This window comes from Stenotrophomonas sp. PS02297 (genome assembly GCF_029959705.1).
In the GTDB taxonomy this organism is placed as follows: domain Bacteria; phylum Pseudomonadota; class Gammaproteobacteria; order Xanthomonadales; family Xanthomonadaceae; genus Stenotrophomonas; species Stenotrophomonas nitritireducens.
Genome location: NZ_JASCOS010000006.1, coordinates 47403 through 60861, shown reverse-complemented (window position 1 = coordinate 60861; position 13459 = coordinate 47403). Strand labels below are relative to the sequence as shown.

At 64.8% G+C, this 13459-nt stretch carries 17 protein-coding genes; 2 read left to right on the top strand and 15 right to left on the bottom strand.

Annotated features, from left to right (window positions below; translation table 11 throughout):
• Window position 1 precedes the first annotated feature (1 nt).
• The 8 genes from QMX80_RS02785 to QMX80_RS02750 form a co-directional block, all read right to left on the bottom strand.
• Entirely contained in the window at window positions 2-379 is a 378-nt protein-coding gene (locus QMX80_RS02785) for a TIGR03745 family integrating conjugative element membrane protein (RefSeq protein ID WP_003454787.1), read from the bottom strand.
• Between the two features lie 21 nt (window positions 380-400).
• Complete coding sequence (locus QMX80_RS02780; protein ID WP_003454790.1) at window positions 401-640, bottom strand: TIGR03758 family integrating conjugative element protein; 240 nt, start codon at window positions 638-640, stop codon at window positions 401-403.
• Window positions 637-1044: an RAQPRD family integrative conjugative element protein gene (locus QMX80_RS02775; RefSeq protein WP_004265602.1), complete on the bottom strand. Its 408-nt coding sequence runs from the start codon at window positions 1042-1044 to the stop codon at window positions 637-639. Before QMX80_RS02775 ends, QMX80_RS02780 begins: the two co-directional genes overlap by 4 nt.
• 205 nt (window positions 1045-1249) lie before the next feature.
• Window positions 1250-1726, bottom strand: coding sequence for a Mov34/MPN/PAD-1 family protein (locus tag QMX80_RS02770; RefSeq protein WP_003454794.1), 477 nt, complete (start codon window positions 1724-1726; stop codon window positions 1250-1252).
• Window positions 1714-3342 (bottom strand): ThiF family adenylyltransferase, encoded by a 1629-nt coding sequence (locus tag QMX80_RS02765; protein ID WP_003454796.1) that lies wholly within the window; start codon window positions 3340-3342, stop codon window positions 1714-1716. The genes QMX80_RS02770 and QMX80_RS02765 overlap by 13 nt, the downstream gene beginning before the upstream one ends.
• Window positions 3339-4481: a cyclic GMP-AMP synthase DncV-like nucleotidyltransferase gene (locus QMX80_RS02760; RefSeq protein ID WP_003454798.1), complete on the bottom strand. Its 1143-nt coding sequence runs from the start codon at window positions 4479-4481 to the stop codon at window positions 3339-3341. The genes QMX80_RS02765 and QMX80_RS02760 overlap by 4 nt, the downstream gene beginning before the upstream one ends.
• A complete protein-coding gene (locus tag QMX80_RS02755; RefSeq protein WP_003454800.1) occupies window positions 4475-5476 on the bottom strand; it encodes a CBASS cGAMP-activated phospholipase in 1002 nt (333 codons plus the stop codon). The genes QMX80_RS02760 and QMX80_RS02755 overlap by 7 nt, the downstream gene beginning before the upstream one ends.
• Before the next feature lie 5 nt (window positions 5477-5481).
• Window positions 5482-5706: a DUF2188 domain-containing protein gene (locus QMX80_RS02750; protein ID WP_003454802.1), complete on the bottom strand. Its 225-nt coding sequence runs from the start codon at window positions 5704-5706 to the stop codon at window positions 5482-5484.
• Between the two features lie 276 nt (window positions 5707-5982).
• Between QMX80_RS02750 and QMX80_RS02745 the strand changes: the two genes are divergently transcribed.
• A complete protein-coding gene (locus tag QMX80_RS02745) occupies window positions 5983-6360 on the top strand; it encodes a helix-turn-helix transcriptional regulator (protein WP_049591575.1) in 378 nt (125 codons plus the stop codon).
• 11 nt (window positions 6361-6371) lie between these two features.
• A complete protein-coding gene (locus QMX80_RS02740; protein ID WP_003454806.1) occupies window positions 6372-7241 on the top strand; it encodes an ImmA/IrrE family metallo-endopeptidase in 870 nt (289 codons plus the stop codon).
• Window positions 7242-7376: 135 nt separating this feature from the next.
• Here the strand turns inward: QMX80_RS02740 and QMX80_RS02735 are convergent, their stop codons facing one another.
• The 7 genes from QMX80_RS02735 to QMX80_RS02705 are packed head-to-tail and all read right to left on the bottom strand — an operon-like array spanning window position 7377 to window position 13416.
• The gene (locus QMX80_RS02735) at window positions 7377-8126 is read right to left on the bottom strand and encodes a TIGR03747 family integrating conjugative element membrane protein (RefSeq protein ID WP_004265580.1); all 750 of its coding nucleotides are present in this window, start codon (window positions 8124-8126) and stop codon (window positions 7377-7379) included.
• Window positions 8123-10282, bottom strand: a complete 2160-nt coding sequence (gene traD, locus QMX80_RS02730; RefSeq protein WP_049591576.1) for a type IV conjugative transfer system coupling protein TraD — start codon at window positions 10280-10282, stop codon at window positions 8123-8125. Before traD ends, QMX80_RS02735 begins: the two co-directional genes overlap by 4 nt.
• A 20-nt stretch (window positions 10283-10302) precedes the next feature.
• Window positions 10303-10857: an integrating conjugative element protein gene (locus tag QMX80_RS02725; protein WP_004265578.1), complete on the bottom strand. Its 555-nt coding sequence runs from the start codon at window positions 10855-10857 to the stop codon at window positions 10303-10305.
• Window positions 10854-11438, bottom strand: a complete 585-nt coding sequence (locus QMX80_RS02720; RefSeq protein WP_016451647.1) for a transglycosylase SLT domain-containing protein — start codon at window positions 11436-11438, stop codon at window positions 10854-10856. The genes QMX80_RS02725 and QMX80_RS02720 overlap by 4 nt, the downstream gene beginning before the upstream one ends.
• Window positions 11423-12154 carry a TIGR03759 family integrating conjugative element protein gene (locus tag QMX80_RS02715; RefSeq protein ID WP_049591577.1) on the bottom strand — a complete coding sequence of 244 codons (732 nt, stop codon included), beginning with the start codon at window positions 12152-12154 and terminating at the stop codon, window positions 11423-11425. The genes QMX80_RS02720 and QMX80_RS02715 overlap by 16 nt, the downstream gene beginning before the upstream one ends.
• Window positions 12155-12163: 9 nt before the next feature.
• A complete protein-coding gene (locus QMX80_RS02710; RefSeq protein ID WP_004265569.1) occupies window positions 12164-12808 on the bottom strand; it encodes a hypothetical protein in 645 nt (214 codons plus the stop codon).
• Window positions 12805-13416 carry a PilL N-terminal domain-containing protein gene (locus tag QMX80_RS02705; RefSeq protein WP_016451646.1) on the bottom strand — a complete coding sequence of 204 codons (612 nt, stop codon included), beginning with the start codon at window positions 13414-13416 and terminating at the stop codon, window positions 12805-12807. Before QMX80_RS02705 ends, QMX80_RS02710 begins: the two co-directional genes overlap by 4 nt.
• Window positions 13417-13459: the final 43 nt, after the last annotated feature.

The window sequence follows — 13459 nt, the reverse complement described above, 5'->3', positions numbered from 1 at the left end:
CTTACAGGACGCCGGTAGCCTTGGTCAGCAGCCAGATGCCGACGACCAGCAGGATCGCGCCCACCGCGACGGTCAACCCGAACTGCCCCCACGTTGCGCGGCCGGTGTGGATCTCGGCGTAGCGCGTGTAGGCGTGGTAGCAGACGCCGACGAACATCGAGGCGACGACGAGCAGCGCGATCAGCAGCACGATGTCGTAGCCGTAGTTTTGCAGCGTCTGCATGATGCCGCTGCCGGTGCCGCGCGACGGGTCTTCCAGCGTGGGAAGGTCGGCGAACGACGGCAGCGGCGTGGCGGCGATGCCCAGCGGGATCAGCAGCGCGGCGATGCGCGCGGCGGGCCGCGACGTGGGACGGCGAGAAGTAGCGGGAGCGTTCATGGCGAAGTACCTTTCATGGGGTCAGGACAGGAGGAAAAAGCCCAGCACCAGGTACATCGCGACGAAGCGCACGATGACGCCGAGGAACTGGCGTTGGGTCAGGTGGTGCTCGGCCCAGCCGACATAGGCAGTGCGCATCGCCCACACGCCCCACAGCAGCAGGATGGCGAAGACGAATCCGAGCACGACGGTGGAGACGGCCCCGGGCGCGAAGCCGCCGTTGGCCGTGAAGGCGGCGACCTGATCGGCGGAAGGCGTCATGACGACGGCGCCTCCTTGGGCGACGTCGCAGGCGCCGCGTTACTGCGCGTGTAGTCACCGGCCAGCGGCACGGGATCACGCGGCTGGGCGCGTTGCGGAACGAGGTAGTCGCGCACGCCGGTGCGCACGCGCTCCAGGTCGGCGCGCAGCCGCGCGTAGTCGAAGTGGTAGCGGGCGCGCTCCTGCGGCGCGGTGGTGGCGGCGTGCTCGGCGAGGCGGTCCAGCAGTTCGAGCTGGCGCGTTACCGCGGCGAGCATCTCGCGCTCCGCAGCGTTGTCGGAGGCGTCAGCGGCGATGGCGGGCTGCAATCCGGCAGCGGCAAGCAGCAGCGCGGCAACACGCACGGCCCAGGGTGCCTCGACGGCGAAGCGCCGAACCTGCGCGGGATTGCGAGTGGTTTCCATCGAGCCGTTCTCCGAGGGATGCGGATGGCTCGATGCTCAAACGGCCGGTCTTCCGGCGCCGCAATCAATCGGAACCGGCCAGCCACCGCTTTCCGCGGCAAACTCCGCTGCAGAGGAAGGAATTTCCCCGATGACGTCGTCTTTAATGCACTACCGTCTGAGTGGAGGTGCAAGTCAAGACGATGATGGTTGTTGCGCTAGTGCTCTACTCCACGGGGAAGAATATCGACCCTTCGCCTGATCTCGGCACCAACTCTGCATACAGAGATCTACGCCCGATGATGACAGCGAGCACTGGCCGCTTGTCCCGACGCTGCGCTGCCAACAAAGTCCATTCAGATCTGTCAAGGCTAGAAGGCTGGGGATGGTCTTCCGGGTGGGTATGCCATTCGCCTAAATAGCGGACAGTTCCCTGACTCGCCGTCCATCGCGACAACGCAATAGCCTCATGACCAAACGGCATCCGCTCGAACAGATAGCGAAACCGCTTGTCCCACGCGGTAGGAACCGTCGCCTGCTCAATGAGCAAATGGGCTCCATGTACAGAACCAAGCAAGAGTCCGCCCGCTTCGCAGTCGGCATCACTAGCCTGGATATGCTGACTGAATGTCTCCAGCGTCTGGGTCGAAAAATGCAGCAACCTGCTCTTGTCGCCAGTTGCCCAGGACCCTAGGAATTGCATAGAGGGCAATCATGATCTCGCAGAGGATCGCAGTCAGGCGTGGCCAGATGATGGGTCTGGTCGATCAGCCGGGTCCGCAATGCAGGAGAGTGGACGCCCTTGACCCAATCAAGGGCCATCTCAGCACCCAAGCTGGCTGCCTGCACCGACACCGAAGCCGGAAATGGCACATACAAGCCCTCGCACCCGTGGCCTGCCAAGATGTTAGGCAGAGCATCAATGGTCGAGCGAAGTTCGCCTCTTCTGTGGCTCTGCCATAGGCATCGGTAGCACGCACCCGATGCGTTCGTTCTCAGGAGCGCACGCACAGCCGTTCCCGGCCCTTCGATCCAAACAGAAAGCATGGGCGTGGGAGCCCTGTAGCGGCCGCACAGCCAATGCCCGAGGGATTCTTCGCCGGTGGCATCGATGAGTAGGTCCAGCTTTCCCAGTTGGGCCTGTCTCACGTCCACGGGGAGCGCATGAACCTCGACGCCTGGCGACAAGCGCTTGAGTTCCTTCGCCATCGCCTCAGCCTTGTTCGACAACAGGTCCGGGAAGCCGAGCCGATGCCGTCCGATGTTCTGTGGAAGGAGGCCATCAAAATCCACCAGCGTGAGTTTCCCTCCGCATGATCCTGCCCCGGCCTTGACCAGCATGTCCGAGAGGTATCCGCCGATCGTGCCGCAACCCACAAGTGCGATTCGTTTCCCCGCCAACGTTTTCGACTTGGGGATGTTGCGCTGGGCCAGATACCGGTCATCGATCCTGATCACTGAGACGGGCATTACCTTCAGCCCAAAACTCGAATCCCTGCGATCAGCAAGCTTGGTCTTTTGACTCACTTGGTGGTCAAAGAGCACGGCAAAGCCGTAGGTCATCAGTGGCGATTCGATGATGATCAGGACGCCATTTGCTTTTTTGCTTTGCCCTTCCTTGATTCGTTCGTGAATCTTGCGCCGACACCGTGGGTCCAGGGTGCTTTGCCAAGCCAAGACGTCCCCCACCGTTTCGGGGGGCCAGTGGCTGGTTAGTGGGCGGGGTTGCGCGGTGGTCTTGACCCGGTATGTCAGCACCGTTTTATCAGTGACCTGGTAGCCGAGTGAATGCAACTTTCTTGTTGTTCGATCTTCGTTGTCGGTGATGAACCAGAGTGGATTCCCATTGGCTTGCGCAACGATACAGTTTTGTCGCCCCAGATCTTCGCCTTGCATGTCCACAAAACAAAGCCAGCCGTTCCAGTAGGCAAAGAACTCTTCGGCGAGATCTTCGATCATCTCGCCCTTCAAGATCTGCCCGAGCACCGCTGCCGCCCGTTGCAGGCACGCCAAGGACTGCCCTACAGGATCGTAGATGTCCAGCACGACAGTTCCCTTGGCCAGATAGCAAAGGCCGCCCTCCGCGCCAAGATGAGGAACTGCATTGGGCAGTTCAGGCGGAATTTCGAGCAGCCGAATGCGAGGCAGGTCGAAGAAGGTAGGGTCGAGCTGAACCTCACATGGAATGCCATCGTCCGCGCCGCACGGAATCAACGGCCCCCTCAGCTTGAACCAGCCGTCGTCCGTCTTGCCGACAAACTCGAAGCCTTGCAGCCTGAAGGCTTCGACCACATCGGAGACCACGGCGACGCTGCTCATCCGGCCTTCGTGCGCCCGACCAATTCGCTCGGACCAGCCGTAGCCGGCGCTGCGGCAATGGTGGCGACAACGGATACCACCTTGACCCGGTCCGGCTCGTTCGGAAAACGCGGACCGAATTCGCCTTGCATCCAGACGCAGGCCTGTGAAGGGCTGCCGGCGTTGGTGGCTCCGCGCAGCACTTTTTCGAATGCTTCGAACGCTTTCGCAGCCTCTTCGACGCCCTCTTTACCAAGGCGTGCAGTAAGCGACTCCGACTCATCAACGGGGTTGTTCACCCCCGCGCGCAGCCGGGCCGGCAATGCCGCGACGACATCCAGCAACGCCAGGTCGTCGCGCCGATCCCGCTTCTCGAATAGCGGAGCCGCAGCGGCCATCAACAGAATCGAAGCCGGTCCACCGCTCGACCACCGCCAATCGCGAAACGCCTTCAAGTAGCGAATCACGCGGCGGAACTGTTCGCCCTTGGCCTCCACCTCGCCCAAAAACCATTCCTTCACAGGCCTGGGGTCGGAGGGCATCCAGTTGCACTCGCGGTGAGCCAGGAGCACTTTATCAGCGGGCAATGCCGTCCAGGCATCCCGCTCTGCCATGTTCACCGCCTCCGTCAGCGAGTCATAGCCGTATCGCTCCATCGAGGCTTTCGCGAGCGTGACGAATTCTTCGTCGGGGATGGCGTACAACGGAATGTCGATGTGGGCATAGGCCGCAATGACAATCCGGATGCATGTCGGCTTGTCGGTGACAAGCTTCCAGTGCTTCTCCTCGACCAACAGCCTCAAGGCTTCTTCAGCAGCTGCAAAGAACACCGTTGTGGCCCTGCTGGGACGCTTCGTCTGCGAGACAAAACTCAACGGCAGATAGCAACCATCATCGACATCCGCCTGCTGGGGCCGTTGTGCCGGGCCGTTCAAGGTCTTGTACGCCCACGATCCTTGCGTGAAGAAGCGTGGCTGCGGCACGTCGTCCGTGTACCCGCGTTCGCGCAGCACGCGCGGAATTCCGGTGCGAAGGCAGTTCCTGACATCATTTCGGGCGCTGGCGATCCAGGCTCGTTGCTCGGGCGACAGATCCAGCTCGTCATGCATGCAGGATTCGTCATCGACGGTGGTAAAGAAAAGCGGGCTCAGGTTCAGCATTCGGCCTCCGGCACATTCTTGTTGGGGCCGTGATAGAAGGTGGGTGCGCCGGCCTGGTGCGCTCGAAACGGTTGGAAAAGAGGGTCGCCAAGCGCGCGCTGCGCTGCATGATTGCCGCGGTCCTTCAGCGTATTCGTGGCGCCGATGGAAACCCGGTCCAGCGCCTTTACGTCCTTGCTTTGATCGGGCGTGGCCTTGTCGTCGATCTGGAAGTAGTTGCTACCCAACGACTGGCGCAGCATGTAGTCCACCGACGACTCCTGGGCAGAGATCACCAGATCGAACAGCCCTCCGCGCCACTTGCCGAATCCGCGGTCGAGGCTGGCGCCGCCACGGACGGTTGCACCGATCGTCATCGTGCCGATGGACAGCACCCGGACCAGTGCATTCTGTTTCGGCGCGAGGAACGTATTGACTTCGTGCAGCCCGAACAGTCCTGGCGCATTGCCGACCAGTCCTCCATCCGCAAAGACGCCACGATCGTTGCGCGCTAGCGGAAAGTAAACGGGCGCAGCGGCGGTCGCCAACGCCACATCCACGATCCTCATGCGGTGGTCCATCTCAAATGAGGGATGGTGAGGCGTTTTGAAGAACTGGCCGCGCCCCGTCGAGTAGTTGACGGCTGGCACGAGAACGCGGTGCTTCAAGTTGCCGATCGTGGCGTCTTGAAAGCGCTCGGTCAGCACGCCCCGCAACCCTGCGGAGTCGTGCTTGGCGGTCAACCAGAAGCCCAGAAGGCGCCGAGCGAGACTTCGGCAACCAAAGATGCGGGAGCCCTGTCGTTCGAACAAGGCTTTGAGTTCAATGGCGGGGATTTCCGCGGCCAGCCCCAAGGCCAGCATCCCGCCTGCAGAGGTGCCGCAGATCAGGTCGAAGTGCGAAGCGATGGGGCGGCCTAGCACGGCTTCAAGCTCGGCAAGAACCGTCGCTGTGTACAAGCCGCGATAGCCGCCCCCAGACAGGGCGAGCACATGGTAGGTGGGCACGCCCATCATGGCACTCAGCCCTTCGGCGGGAAGGAGTCGTTACCGTGGCTGTCCTTGTCACGGATGCGACCGTCCGGACGGTGGATGACCAGTTCGGACTGCTGGTTGCGTGCGATGTCCCGCGCCGCGTCAATGGCCTGCTGCTGCGTATCGTGCACGGAGGTTGCCCGTTGATTGCCGGCACCCTTGACGGCCCAACCGTCCTGGTGAGGAACTACATGCTGATTTTTGCCTGTCATGGCGAATTTCCTAAAGTTGAACCATCGAGACCCCGGCCAGCCGGCCGGGTTGCCAATGACCACCGGTTGAAGCAAAATTCGTTGCTCTTGCAGACAACGGGCGAGTCAAGCCAAATCAACTTGCTGCAGTCGTAGAACTCACTTCTGTTGTCTGGCTGGACAACAATGTATCAGACTTGGTGCCAAGCTGCAAATGGTGGGCTTGGTGCCGCAGAACGCAACTGCTTCGGACCGGACACACACCGTTGTCCGCCGCAGCCACAAGGAACGGAACGGATGTCACAAACAGGCCTGGGCGTCGCCCTCAAGACGCTACGCGAGCGCAGAACCCTCTCATTGCGCGAAATCGGTCAACTGTCTTCGGTGGACCATGCCTATGTCCACCGGCTGGAGTCCGGCGAAAAGACAAATCCGTCAGTGGACTTAGTCGAGAAGCTGCTGAAGGTTCTCAAACCAGGTGAAAGAGATGCTGCGCTGGTGATGTGGCTTGTCGACCATGCGGAGGCCGATCCCCGCCTTGTTGAATTCGTGCTGAACGATCCTTCCATCAGCATCGACATCTTTTCGGCTGCAGCAGGCGTGAGGCATCGTGGAAATACAAGGCCCGATCCCGCGACACTGATCGCCCGGATACAGCGAGCATTCGAGGACTAGGATGACTGAATATGGATGAAGCGGATGTCACACAGAAAGCACGGGCCTTTGTTGCGAAGGTTGATGTGTCCGGCATCCGAGAAGACCTGACGCCCTATGTGGTCGCGGCCAACGCCAAAGTCAAGAAAGAGGAGCTTAGTGAGGGGGAGTCCGGCTACACGATCACCAAGCCGAATGGCAAGCACGTGATCACGGTGAATTCGCTGGAGACAGAAGAACGCCAACGCTTCACCATCTGCCACGAAATTGCGCATATCGTCCTTGCGCTGGAATCGAGCCACGAAGAGGTGCCGTCCTGGTCCTATGCGAAGCGGCATCCGAACGAAATCGCATGCGACACTTTCGCCGCCGAGTTGCTGATGCCGTATCAGCAATGGCTATCGCTTGTGCCCAAGGAAGAACCTTCGCTGGAGCTGATCCAGGGCATGGCGGCGCTTTTCAGCACATCATTTCCCGCCGCTGCGTCGCGGTTCGCCTCCCTCAGCGACATCCCTTGCGCCTTCGTCACCATGGAGCGCGGTGCAGTGCGCTACGCGGCACGCTCCACCAGTTTGCGACAGGCTGGGGCTTGGATATCTCCCAGGTCTGCCATTCCTGTCGGCTCTGTGGCTCACCGTCTCCGTTCTTCAGGCAGCAGTGCTGCCGACACAGATGAGGTTGCACAAGACATCTGGTTCGACAACTGGGAAAAGGGCCTCGATCTCTGGGAACTCTCCAGGCACTACGCACGTACTGACACCACGACCTCGCTGCTCTGGTTCGACAGCGACGATTTACCTGAGGTCGAAGTGAACCGCTTCGGTGTACGCGTCGAGGACGACGGTGGCTTGGCTGAACTCACTGGGCAGCTACCGTGGCCGGGACGCAGCAGGCGCCGCTGAGGCCATTTGCGTTCGTGTGTCTGAGTGGCCACATGGCCTCGAAGATGTAGGGTGGATGCAGTGTCAAAGGTCAAAAGATGTTTGGTGTCGATGAGTCGCCATGAAGAGTGAGACGGAGATTATCTTGAACCGCTTTCACAGATACTTCTTGAACGTCGCCGACGCGATGCACACCGCGACGCCGAGCAGCGCCGCGCTGGGCAGCAGGATCAGCAGCGGATGCACGCTGACCGGCAGCGCGAGGTAAGTGACCCAGGGCAGCACCGCCAGCGGCATCAGGCTGGCTCTCGCCCGGTGGTAGACGAAGCCCGATTCGCGGCCGGCGCCGAAGCCGCGCACGTCGCGGCGCACGAGCCCGTCCACCAGGCCGGTGAAGGCCGCCATCAGGAACAGCGGCAAGGTCAGGACCAGCACCAGCAGCCGCACGAGGAACACCAGCACTGTGTACGCCGAGGCGATCAGGTAGCTCTCGACATGCACGTAGAGCTGACCGATGTAGTAGCGGAAGTCCTGCGCCTGGCTGCGCGCGCCGGCACGCGATTGCGCCGCCGCGTCGCGTATCCAGTCCAGCAGGCCCGTTTTCACGAACAGTCCTTGGTAGGCCCACTCGACGAGCTGGAGGGCGCTGCGCCCCGGCTCCTGCACCAGCACGCTTTGCGTGAAATGCTCCGAGACCTGCGACAGCTCGTAGTTCAGCATGCCCTGCGCATGGCGCCAGCCCTGCTCGGGCCAGAAGAAGTGCATGCCGATGCACTCGATCGCGATGCACAGCACCAGCGAACCGGCCAACACCCCGAACAGCCGGAACGGCAGCGTGATGAGGCCTGCGATCAGGCCCTGCTGGCGAACCTGCTGGCGCTGGACGGCGACGGCGGGGTCGCTCATGCCGTGGCCCCTTCATCCGCGCTGGCCATCTGCTTGAATTCGGCGAGCAAGTCGTCGGGCAGTGCTTGGTCCTGCAGTCCGGGAAGCCCATTGTTGTCCCACCAATCGCCGGCCTCGACGTAGTGCTGGCGCATGTAGCCGGCCAGCTCCTGCAAATCCTTGGGCATGGCCTCGTCGGGGTCGGGCGCCGGCAAGGGCATGCGCACCTTCCAGAGGTGCCCGCCCTCGATCAGTGCAAAGCACTGGCCCTTGGGCAGCCCGACCACGTGCGCCGGTTCAATCAGCGGCACGCTGTTGCTGCTGATGCGGTCCTGCGTGTTGGAGGTGAAGGCGGTGTTGCCGGTCGGGTCCGAGCTGTCGGTGGCGCCGCTCATCACCGTCGTCGTGTAGACCTCGACCTTGGGCAGTTGCCGCGTCAGCAGTTCGGCCGTGGCGGTCTCGCGCACGCGCAGCATGAACAGGTTGTTGAAGTTGCCCACCACCTGGCCCGCCTTCGCGCGGTTGCCGATGCGTGCCTCGATGTCCGAGAGGGTCTGCGTGTAGGCCGTGACCTGGACGCCCGCGCCGCCGCCCTTGTTGACCATGGGTATGAACTCGTCGCCCATGAGTTCGTTGAACTCGTCGGCATGGACGTTGATGGGCACCTTGATGCCCGTCGCGGCACCCGGCAGGCCGTCGTCGATGCCGAACTTGTAGATGTGACCCGCGACGGATACGAGGTCGGAGAACATCGAATTGCCGACCGCCGCCGCGACTTCCGCGTCCGACAGTGCATCGAGGCCGACATAGACCACGGCCCGCTTCCTGATGATCTGCATCCAGTCGAAGATCGGGCGTGGGTCGGCGAGGTCCGAATAGTTCGGCGCCAGCAACTGCGCGATCTTGCCGGTGGTCAGCTTCTCCAGCAGCGGTAGGAGCGATGCGACGATCTTGTCGAAGTACGTCCTGTCGTAGCGCACCGCGCTGCGCAGGCCGTCGAGCACAGGGTCGTAGATGCGCACCTGCGACAGGTACTGCTCCAGCGCGACGACGCGCTTCTCGCGGCCGATCATGTTGCGCGGGATGTTCTTGTCGTTCAGCTTGGCTTCGAGCTGGACGATGACCTCCCAGGCCTTGGGCTCGTTCCGGGCGAAGTAGTGCTGGGCGTACTCGATGAACAGCGCATCGATGTTGATGACATGGCGCTGGATCAGCAGGTAGTCGGGCCGCTGCCCCAGCTCGACCAACGCCCGCGCGATGATGTTGACGAAGCGCCAGGCGAACTCGCGGAACGCCGCGCTGTTGCCTTCACCGGAAAGCTGGCCGGCGATGCGCGTGGCAACTTCCGAGATGCGTCCGAAGCGGCCCACCGCGTTGTAGCGGGCGCTGATGTCCGGCCAGCCCAGGTGGAAAACGTAGAACTCGCCTTCGCGTCCGGCGCGCTTGGCCTCCACGTACATGCGCTTCAACAGATCCGCATCGCCCTTGGGATCGAAGACGATCACGACCTCGTGCTGTCCATTGACCTTGCGCCGGATGTCCTGCGTGATGAACAGCTCGGCCAGGCGGGTCTTGCCGACGCGCGTGGTGCCTAACACCAAGCTGTGGCCGACGCGCTCGGCCAACGGCAGGGTGACGTCGACCTCGTGCGGCTCGATGCCGTGCAGCCGCGGCAGGCCGCCCACCGGCGGCAGCGGCCGCGCCGGGTTCAGCGGGCTGTCCCAGGCCAGGGCCTTCGCCATCTTGGACAACGGGTACGGCGCGAACTCCAGGCGCTCTTCCATGCGCCGTGCCATCCGATAGATTGCCGTCGGCTCCACGTAGCGACGGAACTCCGACCGATACGTCTGCATCAGTCGGTGCGTGTGACGCTGGTCCCAGTGGAAGCCCCGGCCGACGAACAGCCGCTGCTGGCTGACCGGCACGTCGCGGCTGGTCATCACGTAGCGCGGCAGGCGCCGGATGTTGCGCCGGTAGCGCAGGATGGCCCAGGCGTCGCGAAAGCGCAGCGCGCCGAAGGTGAGGAAAGCGAGCGCGCTGCCCAGGCCCAGCAAGGGACTCAGCGCGAGCGACCACGGGGCCATCAGGCACAGAAACGCGGCGCCCGCACAGACCGCGACGGTGTATAGCTCCACCGCTGGCCGCAGCAAGACTTCGACGGCTTGGGACTGGGGCATGGCGGGTGCTTCACGTCACGTCAGGGCTCGATGCCGGTGGCGGTGATCAGCACCGGGTAGTGCTTGAGCCCCAAGCGCTGCGCCAGCTCGTCGCCCGAGGCCGGCGACAGCATCAAGCCCGGTGCGAGGCGACGCAGCGCGGCCAGGGCTTCGGGCGTCGCCACGTTGACCACCAAGCCCACGGCGCGTAGCGCCTGCAAGTCCTTGCCCCGTCGTTGGAGCCAGGCTCGTGAGCGGTCGTCGTCGCCGATCAGGAACAGCGGCGTCAGGCCCGGCGCGCGGATCACGCGGCGCGGCTCGTCGCCGGGTGTCAGCCGCATCGAGCGCACCGGCAGCATGGCCGCCTCGGCTTCGGCCGGGCCGCCAATGCGCGGCTTGGTTTGCGGCGTGGCTGGCTGACCGGGCTGCGCATCCTGCGGATTCAAGGCCCGGTAGTACGGCAGCGCCGAGGTGCCGCCTTTGTCCTCGACCACGATCAGCGGCGGGGAACTGTTCTTGGTAACGGGGCCGCGGTCCTGCGCGTCTGCGGTGGTGGCCAGCAGCGCCGCAGTCGCGGCGACGAGGATGCGGTTCATGGCATGGGACTCCGGGCAGAGGGAAGTGAGGCTCCCGGCCCGAGCACGCGGGTCAGGTGCTGGTGGACGCTGCGGCGGTAACGGGCGGCGGGCGCCCCGCCCGCGGGGCGGTGGTAGCGGCCGATGGCGACCAGCCAGTCCTCGCCCGGCGTGTGCTGCTCCTGCAGGATTTCCGCGGCGATGGCGAGGTTGCGGTATGGGTCGAGCAGCTCGCAGGGATGCGCGTAGCGGTGCGCGTGGTAGCCGAGGTTGACCTGGCCGAGGCCGGCGTCGATGCGGTTGACCGGCGTGCGGGCGAGCGCCCGGCGGATGCCGGCGCAGGCCTCGGCCCGCGTGGCATAGCGTTCGGCGCGGCCGGCGACGTTGAGCGTCCACGGCCACGGGATCAGCCGGCCGCGCAGCCGGGCGCCGCTCTCCTGCAGCGCCACCGCATACAGCACCGGCGACGGCACGCCCGCCTGCTGGGCGGCGAGCTGGTAGGCGGGTGGTGGCACCTCCTGGCCGAAGACGATGGCGGCATGGGCGCTGAGGCCGAGGACCAAGGCCGCGCAGCCTGCACGGCGGGTTACTGCCGCTGCCATTGGCCGTTGACCTCGCGCACCACGGCGGGCAGATCGCCGGGCAGGCCGAGCGACAGCCAGCGCCCGGCGTCATGGTTGAGCGTGATGGTGCGGGAGCGCACGCGGCCGGCGTCGATGCCGGCCTGCGTCGCCCACTGGCGGATGCGGGCGTCCTCCTGGCGGCTGCCGACCATGTAGAGGTCGAAGGTGGTGCCGGCCACCTGCAGCTGGCGCACGCGCTGCTCGCACGACGGGCACTCGGCCTTCACGAAAACCGCCAGCCGGCCCGAGCCCCGGTTGCCGGCGCCCGGCGCCTTCGCACCCGGCATGTTCACGCGCTGCTGTCCCGGATAGAGCCGCTTCCACGCCGCGTCGTAGGCCCGCTGGTAGGCCAGCGTCTTGCCCACGCGCTTCGATTCCGCCTGCACCTGCAGCTCCGCATAGCGGTTGCGTTCCTCGTCGCTGCGCGCCTCGATGCCCAGCGCCGTGAGCGGATCGAGGTTCGGGGAATAGATGCCCAGCGGCCCCTGCATCAGTTGGCGGTAGCGCGCCCACTCATCGGAGCGCAGGCCCCAATCGCGCGCCAGCCGTTCGTCCAGCGCGGCGTCGCTGCTGTTCTGAATCTGGGCGGGCACCGTGCGAGAGGACGCGACCGGCGCCGACTGTGCCGAGGCCGTGCCTGCCGTTCCTGCGACAGCGGCGAGGATGGCGGCGAAGCAGATCGCGGCGTGCTTCATGGCCGGCTCCTACGGCAGCGCGAGGCGCTGGGTCTGTCCATCCACGCGGAACACGGCGGCGCGCGCCTCGATCGCCAGCAGATGCCACGCGCCCACGGCATCGCCTTCGCGCAGCAGCCACACGTCCAGCACCGACGACGCCTTGGGTGCCGCCACCGACAGGAAGCGCTCGCCGCCGCGCAGCTCCACGCCCACGACGTTGAACGGCGGTTCGGGCACCTTGGGCTTGGCCGGCTCGGCGGTGCGCCGGGGTGCCGCGGCAGGCGCGGCGGTTCGCTTCATGCGAGCTTCGAGGTCGCCCATGCGCGCCTGCAGCGCCTGCAAGTCGCCGGCATGGGCGTCTGCGCCCTGGGTGTGCTCCACCTGTGCCAGGCGTTCGTCCAGCAACTTGCGGGCGGCCTCGAAGTCGGGTTGGGTGACGGGCTTGGGCTGGTTCTTCGAGGCCGCCGCCTGCTGTTCGAGTTCGGCGACGCGCGTGTTGAGCGCCTGCACGTGGGCATCCTGGGCGCTGGCCTGGCTTTGCTCGCTCAGGCGCGACAGGCCCACGCTGTTGACCACGGCCAGGATGCTCACGAGCAGCAGCCATGCGGCCGCTGTGATCTTCAACCAGCGCGCGCGGCCGGCGTTCTCGTCGGGAAGCTGCGGGATGGTCATGGCTGGGCCTCCTGGGGCACGTGGGAATCGGCGGGTTCGGCGGCCGGCGCGCTCGGTGCCGGAGCCGCGGGAATCGGGCTTGCGCTCGGCGCACGCGCAGTCGTCACGCGCGTGAAGCACACCGCGCGCGAAGCGTCATCGACGGACAACTCCCAGGCCGGGCCGGCGAGTGCCAGCAAGGCATCGCGCAGCGGCAGCGGCCCGAGCCGCAGGTGCGCCGCCGGCAGCGGCAACGCGTACAGCGCGGTCGCCTCGGTCGCGTCGCAGAGCCGGTAGCCGGTGCGCAGCAGCACGTGCCGAAGGGCATCGCCGACGCTCGCGTCCAAGATCGGCGGAATCGAAATCTCGATCACCTGTCGCAGCAGGTCGCGCTGTGCCGGTTCCGGCACCATCTCGACCAGCGTGTAGCGCCCGTAGCGGGCCACCGGGATCAGGCCCGGCTCGGGCTCCGGGGCGATGGTTCTGACCAACACCGCAGGCTCGGGGAGCGAGTCATGGACAGTGGGAGGGCTCGTCGTGCCCGTGGCGGCGCAGCCGGTGATGAGCACGCAGCCGGCCAGCAAGGCAGGCACAGCCAAGCGGTGAGCGACGCAGGTGAGTGGTTGCATGGGGCAATTCCCTGGAACACGGAGCCCTCACCATCGCCGCCGC